This window comes from Mycobacterium kyorinense (assembly GCF_002101735.1).
In the GTDB taxonomy this organism is placed as follows: Bacteria; Actinomycetota; Actinomycetes; order Mycobacteriales; family Mycobacteriaceae; genus Mycobacterium; species Mycobacterium kyorinense.
The window spans coordinates 1-14,210 of sequence record NZ_LQPE01000146.1 but is presented as its reverse complement, the minus strand read 5'-3'; the positions used below and the strand labels follow the sequence as shown (position 1 = coordinate 14,210).

At 65.4% G+C, this 14,210-nt stretch carries 10 protein-coding genes and 1 pseudogene; 4 read left to right on the top strand and 7 right to left on the bottom strand.

All coding sequences use genetic code 11. The features are described from left to right. Positions 1-73: 73 nt before the first annotated feature. The gene (locus AWC14_RS19855) at positions 74-1,510 is read right to left on the bottom strand and encodes a UvrD-helicase domain-containing protein (RefSeq protein WP_084264208.1); all 1,437 of its coding nucleotides are present in this window, start codon (positions 1,508-1,510) and stop codon (positions 74-76) included. Positions 1,511-1,729: 219 nt separating this feature from the next. Between AWC14_RS19855 and AWC14_RS19850 the strand changes: the two genes are divergently transcribed. Next, on the top strand, positions 1,730-2,020 hold the full coding sequence (locus AWC14_RS19850; protein ID WP_083071646.1) for a hypothetical protein: 291 nt from the start codon (positions 1,730-1,732) through the stop codon (positions 2,018-2,020). 33 nt (positions 2,021-2,053) lie between these two features. Here AWC14_RS19850 and AWC14_RS19845 read toward each other — a convergent pair whose 3' ends face one another. From AWC14_RS19845 to macS, 6 genes are all read right to left on the bottom strand, one after another. Beyond that, on the bottom strand, positions 2,054-2,365 hold the full coding sequence (locus tag AWC14_RS19845) for a hypothetical protein (RefSeq protein ID WP_083071645.1): 312 nt from the start codon (positions 2,363-2,365) through the stop codon (positions 2,054-2,056). Between the two features lie 388 nt (positions 2,366-2,753). After that, positions 2,754-3,344 (bottom strand): hypothetical protein, encoded by a 591-nt coding sequence (locus AWC14_RS19840; RefSeq protein ID WP_139807211.1) that lies wholly within the window; start codon positions 3,342-3,344, stop codon positions 2,754-2,756. A gap of 179 nt (positions 3,345-3,523) precedes the next feature. Next, entirely contained in the window at positions 3,524-4,825 is a 1,302-nt protein-coding gene (locus AWC14_RS19835) for an acyltransferase family protein (RefSeq protein WP_372512279.1), read from the bottom strand. Between the two features lie 122 nt (positions 4,826-4,947). Then, the gene (locus tag AWC14_RS19830; protein ID WP_346223289.1) at positions 4,948-6,615 is read right to left on the bottom strand and encodes a DUF2339 domain-containing protein; all 1,668 of its coding nucleotides are present in this window, start codon (positions 6,613-6,615) and stop codon (positions 4,948-4,950) included. 232 nt (positions 6,616-6,847) lie between these two features. Then, positions 6,848-7,516 (bottom strand): response regulator, encoded by a 669-nt coding sequence (locus tag AWC14_RS19825; RefSeq protein WP_083071848.1) that lies wholly within the window; start codon positions 7,514-7,516, stop codon positions 6,848-6,850. Further along, complete coding sequence (gene macS / locus AWC14_RS19820; protein ID WP_249026338.1) at positions 7,509-8,657, bottom strand: MacS family sensor histidine kinase; 1,149 nt, start codon at positions 8,655-8,657, stop codon at positions 7,509-7,511. Before macS ends, AWC14_RS19825 begins: the two co-directional genes overlap by 8 nt. A gap of 74 nt (positions 8,658-8,731) precedes the next feature. On the opposite strand from macS, the gene AWC14_RS19815 reads away from it, so the two are divergent. From AWC14_RS19815 to istB, 3 genes and pseudogenes are all read left to right on the top strand, one after another. Then, positions 8,732-9,298: a hypothetical protein gene (locus tag AWC14_RS19815; RefSeq protein WP_084024875.1), complete on the top strand. Its 567-nt coding sequence runs from the start codon at positions 8,732-8,734 to the stop codon at positions 9,296-9,298. A gap of 2,231 nt (positions 9,299-11,529) precedes the next feature. After that, positions 11,530-13,029 (top strand): annotated as a pseudogene (istA, locus tag AWC14_RS19810) (IS21-like element ISMav1 family transposase). Continuing rightward, complete coding sequence (istB, locus tag AWC14_RS19805; RefSeq protein ID WP_085241409.1) at positions 13,026-13,820, top strand: IS21-like element IS1612/ISMav1 family helper ATPase IstB; 795 nt, start codon at positions 13,026-13,028, stop codon at positions 13,818-13,820. The pseudogene istA and the gene istB overlap by 4 nt, the downstream one beginning before the upstream one ends. The last annotated feature ends 390 nt before the right edge of the window (positions 13,821-14,210 follow it).

The following is a 14,210-nucleotide window of genomic DNA, read 5'->3' as shown; positions in this document are numbered from 1 at the left end:
GCGACCAGTATGACCCGACAGGCGCAGCGTTCGAATCATCGTCGAACCGCCGGCCACGATTACGGGTCATCTCTTAGCTCGCACGGGCAACACGAGGCCGCATGTAGTGGTCGATCCAGGCCAGCCCGGTGCGGTCCAGTTGTTTGCGCGCGCGCGTGATGGCCACGTAGCCGATCATCGCGTCAGCCTTCGGGATTTCGTCGCGGCCGGTCGGCTCGGGGAAGTCTGCGGCGATCTCCACCGATTCCCACTCTCGCCCCTTCGACCGGTGTGCAGTGGAAACAGTTGTGGTTGCCTGCTTTTCGTCCACGAGTGCGTCGATTGCATCGATGATTGTTTCCGCACCATGCGAGTCGATCAGGTCGACAAACGGCTTAAGGTCACGCCCCGCCTGATCGTGTTCCACATACTCCTGCAGCGCACCCCATGTCGCGAACACGTACAGCTCGGGGTGGCTCGTGCGCCGCCCACTCTTCAGATCCGCTGCCGCCTGCGCGAGGCGACGAATATCGGCGCCGCCGCCGGCCAACGCAACCCGTTGGTCCGCGGCGAGCAGGTCCATGACACGCTTCATCGCCTCCGCGTTCGTCCGACACAGCACCGCCTTCGGTGCATCGAGGTCCACCAGTTCCGATGCGATCGCCGGATTGCCAGTCAGCCTCAACGGGGTGTCGATCTGGCTCAGCCACCGATTCGCCTCATCGGCGATAGCAGGGCCGAACCGCCACGACTGAGACAAGTACAGCTGCTCATCAGCCGGCCACCCAGCCAGCGCATCTACCGCGCCGCGCCATCCATAAAGAGACTGATTGCTGTCTCCGACTACAATCTGCTGCGTATGGCCCTGACTCTGAACGAGCGCCGCGACGACTGGATTGGAATCTTGTGCTTCGTCAAGCATGACCACATCAGTCGGCAGCTTCGGCTGCGTCAACGCGAACATCTTCAGGTAGTGGTCGTGCTGAACCTTCAACCGCCCGTTGAGGTCACACAAGTCGACCCACGCCCGCTGCGCGTACGGCAGCACCGCCCGCGCCAGTTCGTCGTGATCGGCACCCACGACACCGTTCTGCTGAGGAACGTGCTTCACTTGGATTTCATCGTCGGCGGAGTAGCAGTACCGCATTACCGTGTCGACGGCGATGCGCGCTACTTGCGTTGGCGGGATCTGCACGGCTGGGCCGAAGTCCAGCCAGCTGGTTCCAAGGATTTCGGCGCGCCGTGAAGGGAGCTCTCGCGGCCCTTTCAACCGGTGCGCATATTTCTTTCCTACGGCCTGCATAGCCAGTGAATGCGCGGTCCTGCATATGACATGGCCAGGAAAGCTGGCTGCGGCCTCGGCGGCGATCGCCCGGTTGTAGGCAACGTAGATCGCCCGGCGGTCGCCGAGCGCGCGAGCGACCATCTTCAGTGTGCTGGTTTTTCCGGTGCCGGCGCCGGCCTGGATAACGAGGTCTTTCTCGGCGCTAGCCGCGTCGATGATCGCGGCCTGCTCCCTGGTCGGTTTCATACTCGAAACTTTATGGCCGCCGCCGGACGCCGCATGGCTGCGACACCAGCGACCCAGCGGTTACGACGGAACTTCCCGTACCAGCACGGATCCGGGGCCCGCGCCGCGGGTAGGGCTGGATGGTGGCGACTGTGAGAAGTCCCCACGGCCGCGCGGCGCCACCACTACCCGGCTCGGGCCGCTGTTAGGTTGAGTCCGCAGAGCAAGGGGAATTGTTCCATGGAGATCGACTTCGGGATGGCGCTGGATTTCGTCGACATCGACGGGCGCGCCTACCAACTCAGATTCCGCCGTAACGACTACTCCTCCGATTACGGGCAGTTGATCGCTGTCGTCGATGATCGCCGCCGGCCCGACCACGGCCACACAATCCCTATCAGCCGACCAGACGTGCTGTTTCAGGACGTCGACAGCGCTATTAACGGATGGCAGTCATGGGCGCAAACCAGCGAGCACACCGCCGATCTCGACCTGATCCGCCGTCGTATCACCGACGCTAACCTAGCCTGAGACTGCTGCAACTGGTCGAAGTCGAGGCTTGTTTCACCTGCAGACTTCAACGACGTTGCCGCCAAACGTCTTACACGCGTCGCGGATCGCTTCCAGGAACGCCAAGCATGATTCGAAGTCTCCCCACCCGTTAGGCGGATTGAGGATACGGTAGGTGTCCGGTTCGGCCCGCATGGCGCTGATCGCGGCGTCGAGGTTAGGCAGCACGTCCTCGGTTGTGCGGCCGGCGAACTCGGCGAGGTCGGCGCCGGCGCGTCGCCACATCGGCACGAGGTTGCTGGTCATGTTCGCTTCCCACACCACCTCGTCCGTGTCAGGACGACGGATCATCACGTCGTAGCTCACGGCGTCGACCTCACGCCAAGAACGCGCAAGTCGCTCACTAACCGGTGCGATGCCAAGCTCGCGGACGCGCACACCAAAGCCAACAGCATGGTGTTCTACCCCGATGTCGATGCGCACGCGCCGAAGTCATTGTGCACACCCGGTGGGCGTGTAGAGCATCTTCAGTTGGGCGTGTCGCCTTGGTCTTTGCGGCGGATGGCGGCACGTGAGGACCGCCGATAACGGCGGCGTGGCTGGGTGGTTGCTTCGGGGCCACACGGGTGCGGCGGCCTCGGCGGCCGGGACTATCGAGCCGCTACGGCGTGCCGGCTCGCCCGGCGAGGATTGGCGTGCGGATCCCGCTGCCTAGCCGATTTTTCTGGGTTCCTGGGCCGTTGGGGGCGTCTGATCAGAACGTCCAGCTTCCGGACGACTGGATTACGAAACCGTGTTTGCCGTTGGTGCAGGCGGTGAGCCGGTTGGCGCCGACTGCGCAGGTGGCTTTGCCGTGGACGCCTGGGGTGCAGTTGGGGATTTGGTAGTCGCCTATGGTGCAACTGACAGTCTTGACGACAGTGACTTTTTGGCCGGGCTGCAGGACTGGCGATGCTGCGGTGCTTTCGCAGTTGCGTGTGTAGACGAATTCCGAGCCGGAATCGCTGCTGTTCACCGATTCGGCCACGGGGCCACACGGTGACAGGTCCTGATGTGGGGCATTGGATGGAAATCCTGGCATCTCACCGGCTTTGGTGGTCTGACATGATTGGCTGTCGGCGGCGGCGTCGGCGCAGTGCAGTCCGTCGGGAGTTGCGAAAACGGCGTCGTAGCCACCGATCCGGTTGGTCGTGAATATAGGGCTGTCCTGCGCGATCTCGGTGAATTCGGATAGGTCGGGAAAGGTTGGCGGTTGGGCAAATGCGGTGGGGATCCCTAGGGCCGCCGCGGTCGCCAACACGGCCAACACGGACATCGCGGCAGCAGCTCGGTTGCTTGCTGTCACCGGCGAGGTTCCTTCCTGAAACCAGCGTTAAGCTGTATGTCGGTTCACCCCAACTGATTCGGCCTAATCCGCCAGATTCACAACACTGATTCAAACACGCTTCCGCGCACTCAAATGCGGTCAACACCACAGGTACGTCGGCTGAGTTGGGTCATCGCGCACCGCCATGTTTCGTTGTGTTAGACCAGGTGCGGGGTCCGAGGTTTTTCTGGGCTGGCCAGGGCTCGGGCGGCCACGAGTGCGGCCACCATCGCGGCCACATAGATGAGTCCGTCATCTTTGAGACCCCATTTGATGGCGGCAAGTGTCGCCACGCCCGCGAGCATGAGTAGCCCGCCGACGGCCGTGCTGCGCCGGCCCCCGGTGTGCGTGATTGGGTCGTCCCAGCCGGGTAGCGGGTTGTTCTCCAGGGGCCGGAGAGCCACGAACAGCACTGCCATCACGGTGGTCATGATCAGCACTTGCGCGATGCTTACGGTGACGAAGTGCTGTTGGCTGGGGTAGCGCGGATTGCCGCTGTAATCGAAGAGCAGGTGCATGAACAGCAGCACGGGCATGTGCCACAGGTAGAGGGTCATCGCTCCGGAGTTGCCGATTACGGTCCACCACCACACCCGGGGTCGCTGCGCCCACCTGCCGATTGCTGGCGCGGCGCAGATGGCTAGGGTGCTCAAGATGATGGCGTGACCGGCCAGCAGCAGCGACGGCGGGCTCGTGTTGGACAGGTGGTGGTCTCCGGTGCCGACCATGCTCAGTTCATAGGGCCCCCAATGCATCAACGCGATGTTGACCGCCAGCAGCGCTGCGGCCGTGGCGAGGGCGGCGCTGCGGGTTAGCAGCTGGCGGCGGTAGGCGACGCCGAACATGGCCGGGATCAACCAGACCGCGAGGTTGAGATATCCGAGCGGCGCGGCGGCGGGCCAGTTGACCCGCATCGTGTCGATGATCGCGATGGCCCCGTAGACCAGTGCCACACCCGCTGCGAGCCGGGCGGTGGTGGTGATCCGGTACAGCAGTGGCATGGCGGCCAGCACCAGCACGTAGGCGCCGAGGAACCACAGCGCCTGAATAGAGACGCCGGCGACTGGGTCGTAGACGTGTTGGGGCAGCAGCCGATGCAGCACGGCTAGTGCGCACGCCCAGAATCCGAGGTAGTAGAACACCGGCCGAAATAGCCTGGTGCAGCGTTTCATCAGCCATCCGCCCCAGTTGGTGCCGGGTTGCCAGGACGTCAGGCACGCCGCGGTGCCAGCAAAGAAGAACAGGGGCATGATCTGGAAAATCCAGGTGAGGGCCTGGAACACAGTCGAGGTGGTGAGCAGGTTGTCCCAGATCAGCACGTTGTTGCGGATGAGGCTGGTTGCCATCACCGTGTGGCCGAACACCACGCCGGCTAAGGCTGTGATGCGGATGACGTCGATGGCGCGGTCGCGATCGGCCGGGGTGCGGGCGGCGAGCTCGGTGGGGTCGGGGACGCCCATCACAGTTGTCATCGGGCGGTTGCCTTTCTATGCGGTGACGTGAAAGTGGTTGCAGGCCAAGCCGTGATACGGCGCGGTTGTGTCGTGGCAGCGCTGCCACTTGGTTAGGGGCCGGCGGCGGGTTAGGCCTGCCGGTTGCGGTCGTGCTGGGCGAGGTTGCGCGCGTAGCCGGCGCCCATGCCCAGCAGGACGAGGCCCACGACGATGAATGCGGCTACCCGGAAGATGCCGTCCAGGGTGCTCAGGTCGAAGAGGAAAAGCTTCGCGGTGGCCGCAGCGGTGAGCGCCAACCCGCCGGTGATCGCAACCGTGCGGCGTTCACCGTTGGGTTGCCGCTGGGCGTAGACGAACAGCGCGGCCGCCATCGTGATCCAGCAGATGGTGGCGGCCATGTGGCCAGCCAGGAACCCGCCGTCGGCGCCGCCGACGAGGACACCTGCCGTGACCGTGAACGTGGTGACGGCGTAGACGACCACTGCTCCCCCACCTGCGCGCAGCATCCGCGCGATGTCGGGGTTGCGGGACTGCAAGCCGGCCCACGCCCGCGCAATGGTGATCACGCTTGCGATGACGAGCGGGCTGGCCGCGAGCGTGGCCACCGTGATCGGCGCCGGCATCACCGTCGCGGTCAAAAGTGCACTGGGCGGCGCATAGCCTAGGAACAAGGCGCCGCCGACGGCGCCGAATCCTGTTGCTGCCCAGCGTGCGACGACGTCACGGCGGCCGGCGACGGCGACGACGATCGCCAGCGCGAGCAGGACCGGGCCCGCCACGTAGCCGGCGAACGCGGCGTTGACGGCGATCAGCGCTGACACCGCAGAAAGCGCCGACCACACTTGGACGACGATCCGGGGCAATTCGGCGCCGAGGAGCACGACCGCGAGGACGCCTGCCGCGAGGGTGCCGGCCAAGATTGCGGCCAGCCAATGATCGACCGCGATCCCGGCAGCCAGTACGGGTAGCGTTCCGGCGGCTGTCAGCACGGCCAGGGCGGCCGGGTTCGTGGTGGCGGGCAGCAGTGCCAGTCCGCTGACGATGGCCAGGATCGCGGCCGCGCCGCAGGCGCCGCCGAGCAGCCACGGGTTGTCGTGCGCGCTGGTGCTCACCAGCGCCGCCAGCAGCGGCAGGGCCGCCGCAGCCATGCGGGCGGCGTGCATCCCGATCCAATCTTTGCCGAGTTGCACCGGCAGCGACGCCGCGGAGAGGGCAAGCATGAAGGCGATGAGCAGCAGGTCGACGCCGCCGGTGATGACAGGGGCCAGGACGATCATGGGGACCAGCACCAGAAGTGCGAGGTGTTCGGAATCCCAGCGCCGGGCCAAGGTGAGGCCCGCGCCGCCCACGATGGCGGCGATGATCAGCCCGAGAGGCGCCGACACCCACCGGTAGATGGTGGTGACGGCGATGACGTCCAGGTACGCCGCGGCAATACCGGTGGCGGCCAGCGCGATTGCGCCGATGCGCCCGCCCGGCCGGTTCTGGAGTCGGTTCGCCACAGCAAGCAGTGCGAGTGACAGGGCGCCGCCACCGGCGACCCGGATCTGTGGCCTAAGCAGGCCGGCTTTTGCTGCCAGTACCAGCAGGAGCACTACTCCGACCAGCGTCACCGCCACCCCCGCGACAGCGAGCAGCTTGCCGATCCAGCCGGAGTCTCCCGCCGAGGCGGCAACCGTCGGCGCCGCCGCCGCCGGCGCCGGTGTTCGGCGAGGCGGCGGGGGGGCGGCGGCGCCACAGATGCGCCAGCCGGGAAGGGAGTCGACCACTGCCATGCCGGCGCCGGCGCCGGCCACGCCGGGGGTACTGCCGCCGGGACCGGGGCCGGCGGCGCGGCAGCGCCTGTTCCCTGTGCTGCCGCGGTTGTGATCAGGCGGTCCAGCTCAGTCAGATCGCCCGAGATTCGAGACACCTGGCGAGCCAGCACGTCAAATTCTCTTCGGAAAGCCGGCTGATGACAGCACTGTGCGCTTCAGTCATGCCTGCCACGATGGCGGGCGGCACACCAAAATGGATGAGTAGGACTACTTAATTCCGGGGTTCCTCGTCGAGGCCGTGCTCGATGGCGTAGCGGGTCAACTCCACCCGGTTAGCGATCTGAAGCTTACGGAACGTCGCCTGCACGTGGTTTTCGACGGTGCGGTGACTCAACGACAACTTCGCGGCGATCTGCTTGGAAGACAACCCTTTCGCAACGTAACGCAGCACCTCGGTTTCCCGCTCAGTGAGGCTGGGCGTGGCGGGCCCCGCCTCCGGGCTCCGGGCTATGCGCCGGTACTCCCCCAACACGAGCCCAGCCAGACCGGGAGTGAACACGGCGCGCCCCGCAGCGGTAGCACGCACCGCCTCAGCCAGTTCGGATTTCGACGCGCTTTTGACCAGGTATCCGGTCGCGCCCGCCTTGACGGCCTGCAGCACATCGTCGTGTTCATCGGAGGCCGACAGCACCAGAATCCGTGAGTTCGGCGATACCTCGAGCACCTCCGTCGTTGCCTGCGCGCCATCGCCGTCTGCGAGCCTCATGTCCATCAGCACCACCTCGGGCTTGACCACCGCGGCGCGCCGTCGCGCCGCGCTCACGCCGTCGGCGGTGGCGACGACGGTGAACCCATCGTCGGCGAGGTCGCGGGCAACGGCGTCGCACCAGATCGGATGGTCGTCGACGACCATCACGGTCAGTGCCGGCTGGTCAGCCATGCGAGTCCCCGCGCCGGGGAACGGTGAGTTCCCATTCGGTGCCGTCACCGACGTCGGTGTGTAGTTGTGCGCTACCGCCCAGCGCCGCGAGGCGTCCGACAATGGACTTTGAGATCCCGACGTGCCCTTGTTGGGCTGCCTCCTCAAGGCGGCCGTCGGCGATACCAACGCCGTCGTCGCGGACACTGATCGTCACGGCATCTCCCAGGTCTTCCAAAAGCACGAATGCTCGAGCGTGCGGTCCCGCATGCGAGCGGACGTTGTCCAATGCATTGCCGACCGCCGCGTCGAGCTCGTCGGCGACGTGCCGGTCCAGGGTCACCGGGGTCGCCGGCAGGCTGATCGACACCCGGTCGTCGTGCCTGCGGGTCAGCAGCGTACGCATGTCGGTAGTCGACGCATCGCCGGGCGTGGTGAAGTCTACGGAGCTCACCAGGCGGCGCAGCGCCCGTTCTTGTTCGCCGGCCAGGTCTGCCAGATCGGATGCGGCGCCACCGATTTCGTGACCGCGCTTGGCCACCAACGCCAGCACCTGGATAACGCCGTCGTGGACGTGGCGCGAAAGGCGTTCGCGTTCGGCCACCGTGGCGGACAGCCGGCTCGCTTCCTGTAGTTCTTCGTGGGCGCGCCGAGCAGTCGTTGCGGCCATGCCGATGGCCAAGCCCAGCGCTATCTCGATGATGAGGGTGGCGTTGTGGCTCATGTTGAGACTGAAGTAGTTCTTGATGGCGAAATTTGTGGCCATCACTGTCAACCCGGTCGCCATCCCACCAGCGGGACCAAATTGCAGCGCCGCCGAGATCGTTGGGTTGGTGGCCCACAATGTAGTGGGCCAGGTCTGGTTGTCGGCGGCCCACTGAGAGGTGGTGACAATCTTGTTGGACCACATCAACGCGACGACGATCACGACTTCGGCGATCACCCACAACGGTCGCCGACCGAACCCCCGCAGATAGGCGATTGCGCAGGCCACACTCCAGCAGACCAACACCGCGAACAGCAGCCACGTCAGCCCGGGCCGGCGCAGCTCAGAGTTGACTGCGATCTGAAACCCCAACGCGTAAAGGCAACTCAGCAAGCGAAACACTTGCGCCGCACGCCACAGCGGCGCCGTCGCATCAGACCTGCCCAACGATCGCACGGGCTCAGGATAGGGCGGCGCCAGGCGGACGACCGGCATCGCCACCACAGCACACCACGGCATACTGGTGCCTTGTGATGATTCGGTTCACGCTGCAGCCTTTCTGGGTGCGGTTGCTCATTTCGGCGCCCATCCTCGCAGTGTTCTGGGGTGCCGGCATCAGCCTTTCAAGCTCTCCGAGCCCCAGCGTCTTGCACAGCGTTGTCTTTGCCGTGTTCGTTGGTGTTGCCTTGGCTGCGTGGATCACCTACAGCCGTGAGCCCGCACACCGGGCGCTCGTCGAGGCCTTGGCAAGTGTTGACAAAACCGGCCGCGGCCAGGCCATCGCCGCTGTCGTTCGTGGCGATGTGCCAAGCGATCCAGAGCTGCGATCCGTTGCGATCCGGCTGGGCTCGGCATACCTGGGCGGCAAATCCGCTGACCAACTGAAGCGCCAAGAACGACAGACCTGGATGGTCTTGGTGTTCCTTGGTCTGTTATGCGTCGCGGGTGTGGTCGTCGAATCCAGCGTGCACGCGCGCCTCTACTTTGTGGCGCTGGCATTGATATCGGCGGTGGTGCTGCCCCTCGGGCTGCTGCGCGCTCGACGAATTCAGCGCAACATCTCCACGCTCGCTGAGGGCCTCCCGGACGCGGCCTGAACTCCCGGCGGCGCCCCCAACCGGTGTCGGTTCGCGCCTGATGCCGGTAGCCGCGGCCGACTGCTCACCAGCGGACTTTCGGTACTGGCGCGATGAGCCGATGCAGTCCAGATGCGTTTGCTCACCGAGGGACATGAGCATCGCAATGCGTGTTGTCTTGCGCGAGGAGTGCAGCCAGTTGCAGGGCTACCGCGGTGCCGCAACACGCGTTCGGCGCGACTGAGCACACGCATTCCCCCGCACTGCCAAACCGTTTCGCGATACCTGGCCGGGCAAGGCGGCGAGTCTCAGGCGAGGGGTTTCGCGCGCCGGCGGATCAGGTTCGGCTATCTGATTTCTGCGCTGCTCGGAGTGTGGTCAGCGGCTAGCGCTACACCGCAATTTGCGCGCAATACAGCCTGGGTGACGGCCGCCATCAGGAATCGTGCTCTTTTGCTGACCTTATGTGCTGCATCATGCCAAGTGGTGCGACGTGTCCGCTGCGGGCATGGCTTCGCCGTTGGTCACGCGAGCCTCCGGCAACGTTTCTCGACCTTGTCTCCGGAATGGTTGTCGGCTACTGCGCGATGAAAGGTGTGTGCGGCTCATGTGTTGAGTGCGCGTGGTGATCGGCCGCGGGTTCGATGGTCGGGATTCGATGTGCTCCGACAGTCGATTCACGTTGGGTCACCCCCGGGAAAGGTGCGGTGCGACAGACACCCCGAGATGGCCAGCTGGATCACTGGTCGGAGACGGGGCAGCGTCAGGGCCGCATGCTGGTCGGTTTGCGGGGGCCTATGGGGGGGTATGCGGGCCAGCCCCGGGGGGCTTACGGGTCGGGTTGTGGGCGGATGCGGGGCTATTTATGGGCCATGAACGGCGCGGCCAGATCACAGATTGAGACGCTTGACCAGCAGATTGCTGTGTGTTTGTTTCAGACGCGTCGGTCGGCGCTCTGAGCGGGTCTCGTCGGTGCCGGGGGACCATTCTGATGTTAACCATCGCGTCTGTTGTACAGGCGCTACACCGACTCCAGAACGGCCCGCATGCGCCCACAAACCCACCCGCACCGCCCGTTCAGAGATCAGCCAGTCCGGCCACCCGCTCGCGAAACCGGCCCAGCCGGAGTCCGCGACGCACTCGGCAGATCCTTCAATAGCCCACGCCCAGGGCGCCGATTGCGAGGCGTCGACGCGACCGGGACTGGCTGCGCTGGCGCTCCGAGCGGTACTCGGCACCGCAAAAGATCTCACGAAGGGACCTGGTGACCTCAGCACTAGGTCGCGAGCTGGCGTGCACGCTGCCCGTTCAGAGCGTCCAACCTTTGCCGAGCATTACTCACCGTCCCTTTCCGCTGCCAGCAGCTCGAGCCCTCCCTGAGGAGCAACATTCCTGCGATACGTTCGTCCCGATTTATGCACCGGCAAACAGGTACTTGCCATCCCGCCAAACGTCGCCCGGTCGCCGTCTCATCCGCACATGCGGTGCTCAGTGTCGGTGACACTCAGGGTGTCGCGGGCAGTGTCTGTCTGGACGGTGCTGTCACTTCAGGTGGTCAGGAGACCAATTCCGGTCCCGCGGTAGCGTGATTGTCCCCGCACAACGCGGCCTCTGATTTGCCAAGAATGCCCGTCGAACAGGGCATCGAGCCATGAGGCCGACGGAAAGCGGCCGAAGGTTGTTGACGTCTCCCCGTGCTGGAGCCGAGGAATTCGGAGGGCCTCGGCCCGGTCGGAAAATCTCGTCGGCTCGGCGGCGACACTGCCGTCCGTACCGCTGCGCGCAGGTAGCAGGCGCCGACCAGCCACGCTGCCGGGGCTTCGCGGGGGGACGCTGTGGTGTCGCCGGAGCCCAGGTGTCCCGGGACGGCCGGCGCGTTCGGGACGATCAGCGACGGCGGCAACTTGTCCCCCTTTTCGTAACAGGGACACCCAAACCGCCCGATGATCGCGCCGTCGCATGTCCCACAGGGACAGCTAGGACGCTTCCGCCTCGGCGCCCGGCGGCCCGGCCCAACCGTGCCCGGGACGCCCGGACGTCCATGGGCCAGCCGACACCCGGTTCATCGGTCAGACCGCGTGTCCATGGCCATGGGAAAGTCCCCATCTGTGGCCATTAGAAAGTCCCCACTGGTGGCCAGGTAGAAGTCCCCACTCCTTTGCGGGCTCGTCGTGTCATTTCCGGGAGCTGAGGGCCTGGGCGGTGACGGTGATAGCGCCAACTGTCACCTGATCACCGCCCAGGGAGCTCTATTGAAGTCTGCAAGGGAGCGTATGAACATCATTTCGGCGTATCACCAGGTCGGGTCGTATCGCGGCGCGGCCGAGCTGTGCGGTACTACCCACAAGACGGTCAAGCGGGTCATCGAGCGGGCCGAGGCCGGCGGCGCGCCCCCGAGGGAACCACGGCCACGCAACCTCGACGCGTTCACCGATCTAGTCGCCACCCGAGTCGAGAAATCACACGGCAAGATGTCGGCGAAGCGGATGCTGCCGATCGCCCGAGCTGCCGGGTATCAGGGCTCGGCCCGTAACTTCCGTCGCCTGGTAGCCGAGCAGAAAGTATTGTGGCGCAACGCTAACCGGCATCAACGCCGTCCGGCGGTCTGGTCACCCGGTGATTATCTGGTGATGGACTGGGCCGAAGCTGCACCGGGGTTGATGGTGTTCTGCGCGGTGCTGGCCTATTCGCGGTGGCGGTTTGTGCGGTTCGCCGCCGACGAGAAAGCCTCGACCACGCTGGCGATGATCGCCGAAGCCCTCGAGGCGATCGGTGGGGTTCCGGCCAAAATCCTGGCCGACCGGATGGGCTGCCTCAAAGGTGGTGTCGTCGCCAATGTTGTTGTTCCAACACCGGATTATGTGCGATTCGCGTCCCACTATGGCTTCGTTGCGGACTTCTGCCACGGTGCGGATCCGCAATCGAAGGGCATCGTGGAGAACCTCTGTGGCTACGCTCAGGACGACCTTGCGGTACCGCTGCTGACCGAAGCTGCGTTAGCCGGTGAGCAGGTCGACCTACGTGCCCTCAACGCCCAGGCGCAACTATGGTGCGCCGAGGTCAATGCCACGGTCCACTCGGAGATCTGCGCCGTGCCCAACGATCGCTTGGTTGACGAGCGCACCGTCTTGAGGGAGCTGCCCTCGCTGCGGCCGACGATCGGCTCCGGGTCGGTGCGCCGTAAGGTCGACGGCCTCTCGTGCATCCGTTACGGCTCAGCTCGTTACTCGGTGCCTCAGCGGCTCGTCGGTGCCACCGTGGCGGTGGTGGTCGATCATGGCGCCCTGATCCTGTTGGAACCTGCGACCGGTGTGATCGTGGCCGAGCACGAGCTCGTCAGCCCAGGTGAGGTGTCCATCCTCGATGAACACTACGACGGACCCAGACCCGCACCCTCGCGTGGTCCACGCCCGAAAACCCAAGCAGAGAAACGATTCTGCGGATTGGGAACCGAAGCGCAGCAGTTCCTCGTCGGTGCTGCCGCGATCGGCAACACCCGACTGAAATCCGAACTCGACATTCTGCTCGGCCTTGGCGCCGCCCACGGCGAACAGGCTTTGATTGACGCGCTGCGCCGGGCGGTGGCGTTTCGCCGGTTCCGCGCTGCCGACGTGCGCTCGATCCTGGCCGCCGGCGCCGGCACCCCACAACCCCGCCCCGCCGGCGACGCGCTTGTGCTCGATCTGCCTACCGTCGAGACCCGCTCCCTGGAGGCCTACAAGATCAACACCACCGACGGGACGGCCTCATGACCACCGCTGCCAAGCCGGTGGCACCGTCCTCGGCGGCACCGCTGGCTGCTGACCTTGACGCGGCGCTGCGGCGGTTGAAGCTGGCCACGGTGCGCCGCAACGCCGCCGAGGTGTTGCAAGTCGCCAAGACGCAACGCTGGACACCGGAGGAGATCCTGCGGACGTTGGTTGAGGCCGAGATCGCTGCCCGCGATGCCTCCAACACCGCCAACCGCCTCAAGGCCGCAGCCTTCCCGGTCACCAAGACCCTCGACGGGTTCGACGTCACCGGATCGTCGATCACCGCAGCCACGTTCGACTACCTGTCGAGCCTGGAATGGATTCGGGCACAACAGAACCTGGCGGTCATTGGCCCACCTGGTACGGGCAAAAGTCACCTGCTCATCGGCTGCGGGCACGCCGCCGTCCACGCCGGATTCAAAGTCCGCTACTTCACCGCCGCCGACCTGATCGAGGTCCTCTACCGCGGCCTGGCCGACAACACCGTCGGCAAGATCATCGACACCCTGCTCCGCGCGGATCTGGTCATCTTGGACGAGATCGGCTTCGCCCCGCTCGACGACACCGGGACTCAACTGTTGTTCCGGCTCGTGGCTGCCGGCTACGAGCGCCGCTCCCTGGCCATCGCCTCGCACTGGCCCTTCGAACAATGGGGGCGATTCCTGCCCGAGCACACCACCGCCGCCAGCATCCTCGATCGGCTGCTGCACCACGCCAGCATCGTCGTCACCTCCGGCGAGTCCTACCGGATGCGCCACGCCGACCACAAGAAGGGAGCCACCAAGAATTAGCCAACCACCCGCAACGGAGTGGGGACTTCTGCTGGCCACCAGCGGGGACTTCTACTTGGCCATTGACACCGCGCAGGTCCCGATACACCTTCGCCGGGGGTTGGGGTCCGCAGCCAGGCGTCACCGTTGCCGCCGAGTGTGTTTGAGTGACACTCAAGCGGCGTCCCCTTCTGGGGTTTGGGTTTTTGGCCTCGCTGCTTCGGGCCTCGCGCGGGCGGGGTTTTGCGGATGCTCCGCCGGCGCCGGCCGTTCCCGACTGCCAACCACAACCGGACGGTTTGTTCACCGGTAGCAGTGATCGAGGACAACGACGTTGACATCCTCCACCGCTTGGAAAGCGGTGGATTCCCTTGGCCGTTAGGCGGCGTTGGGTGGTTCGCGGTTCATCGC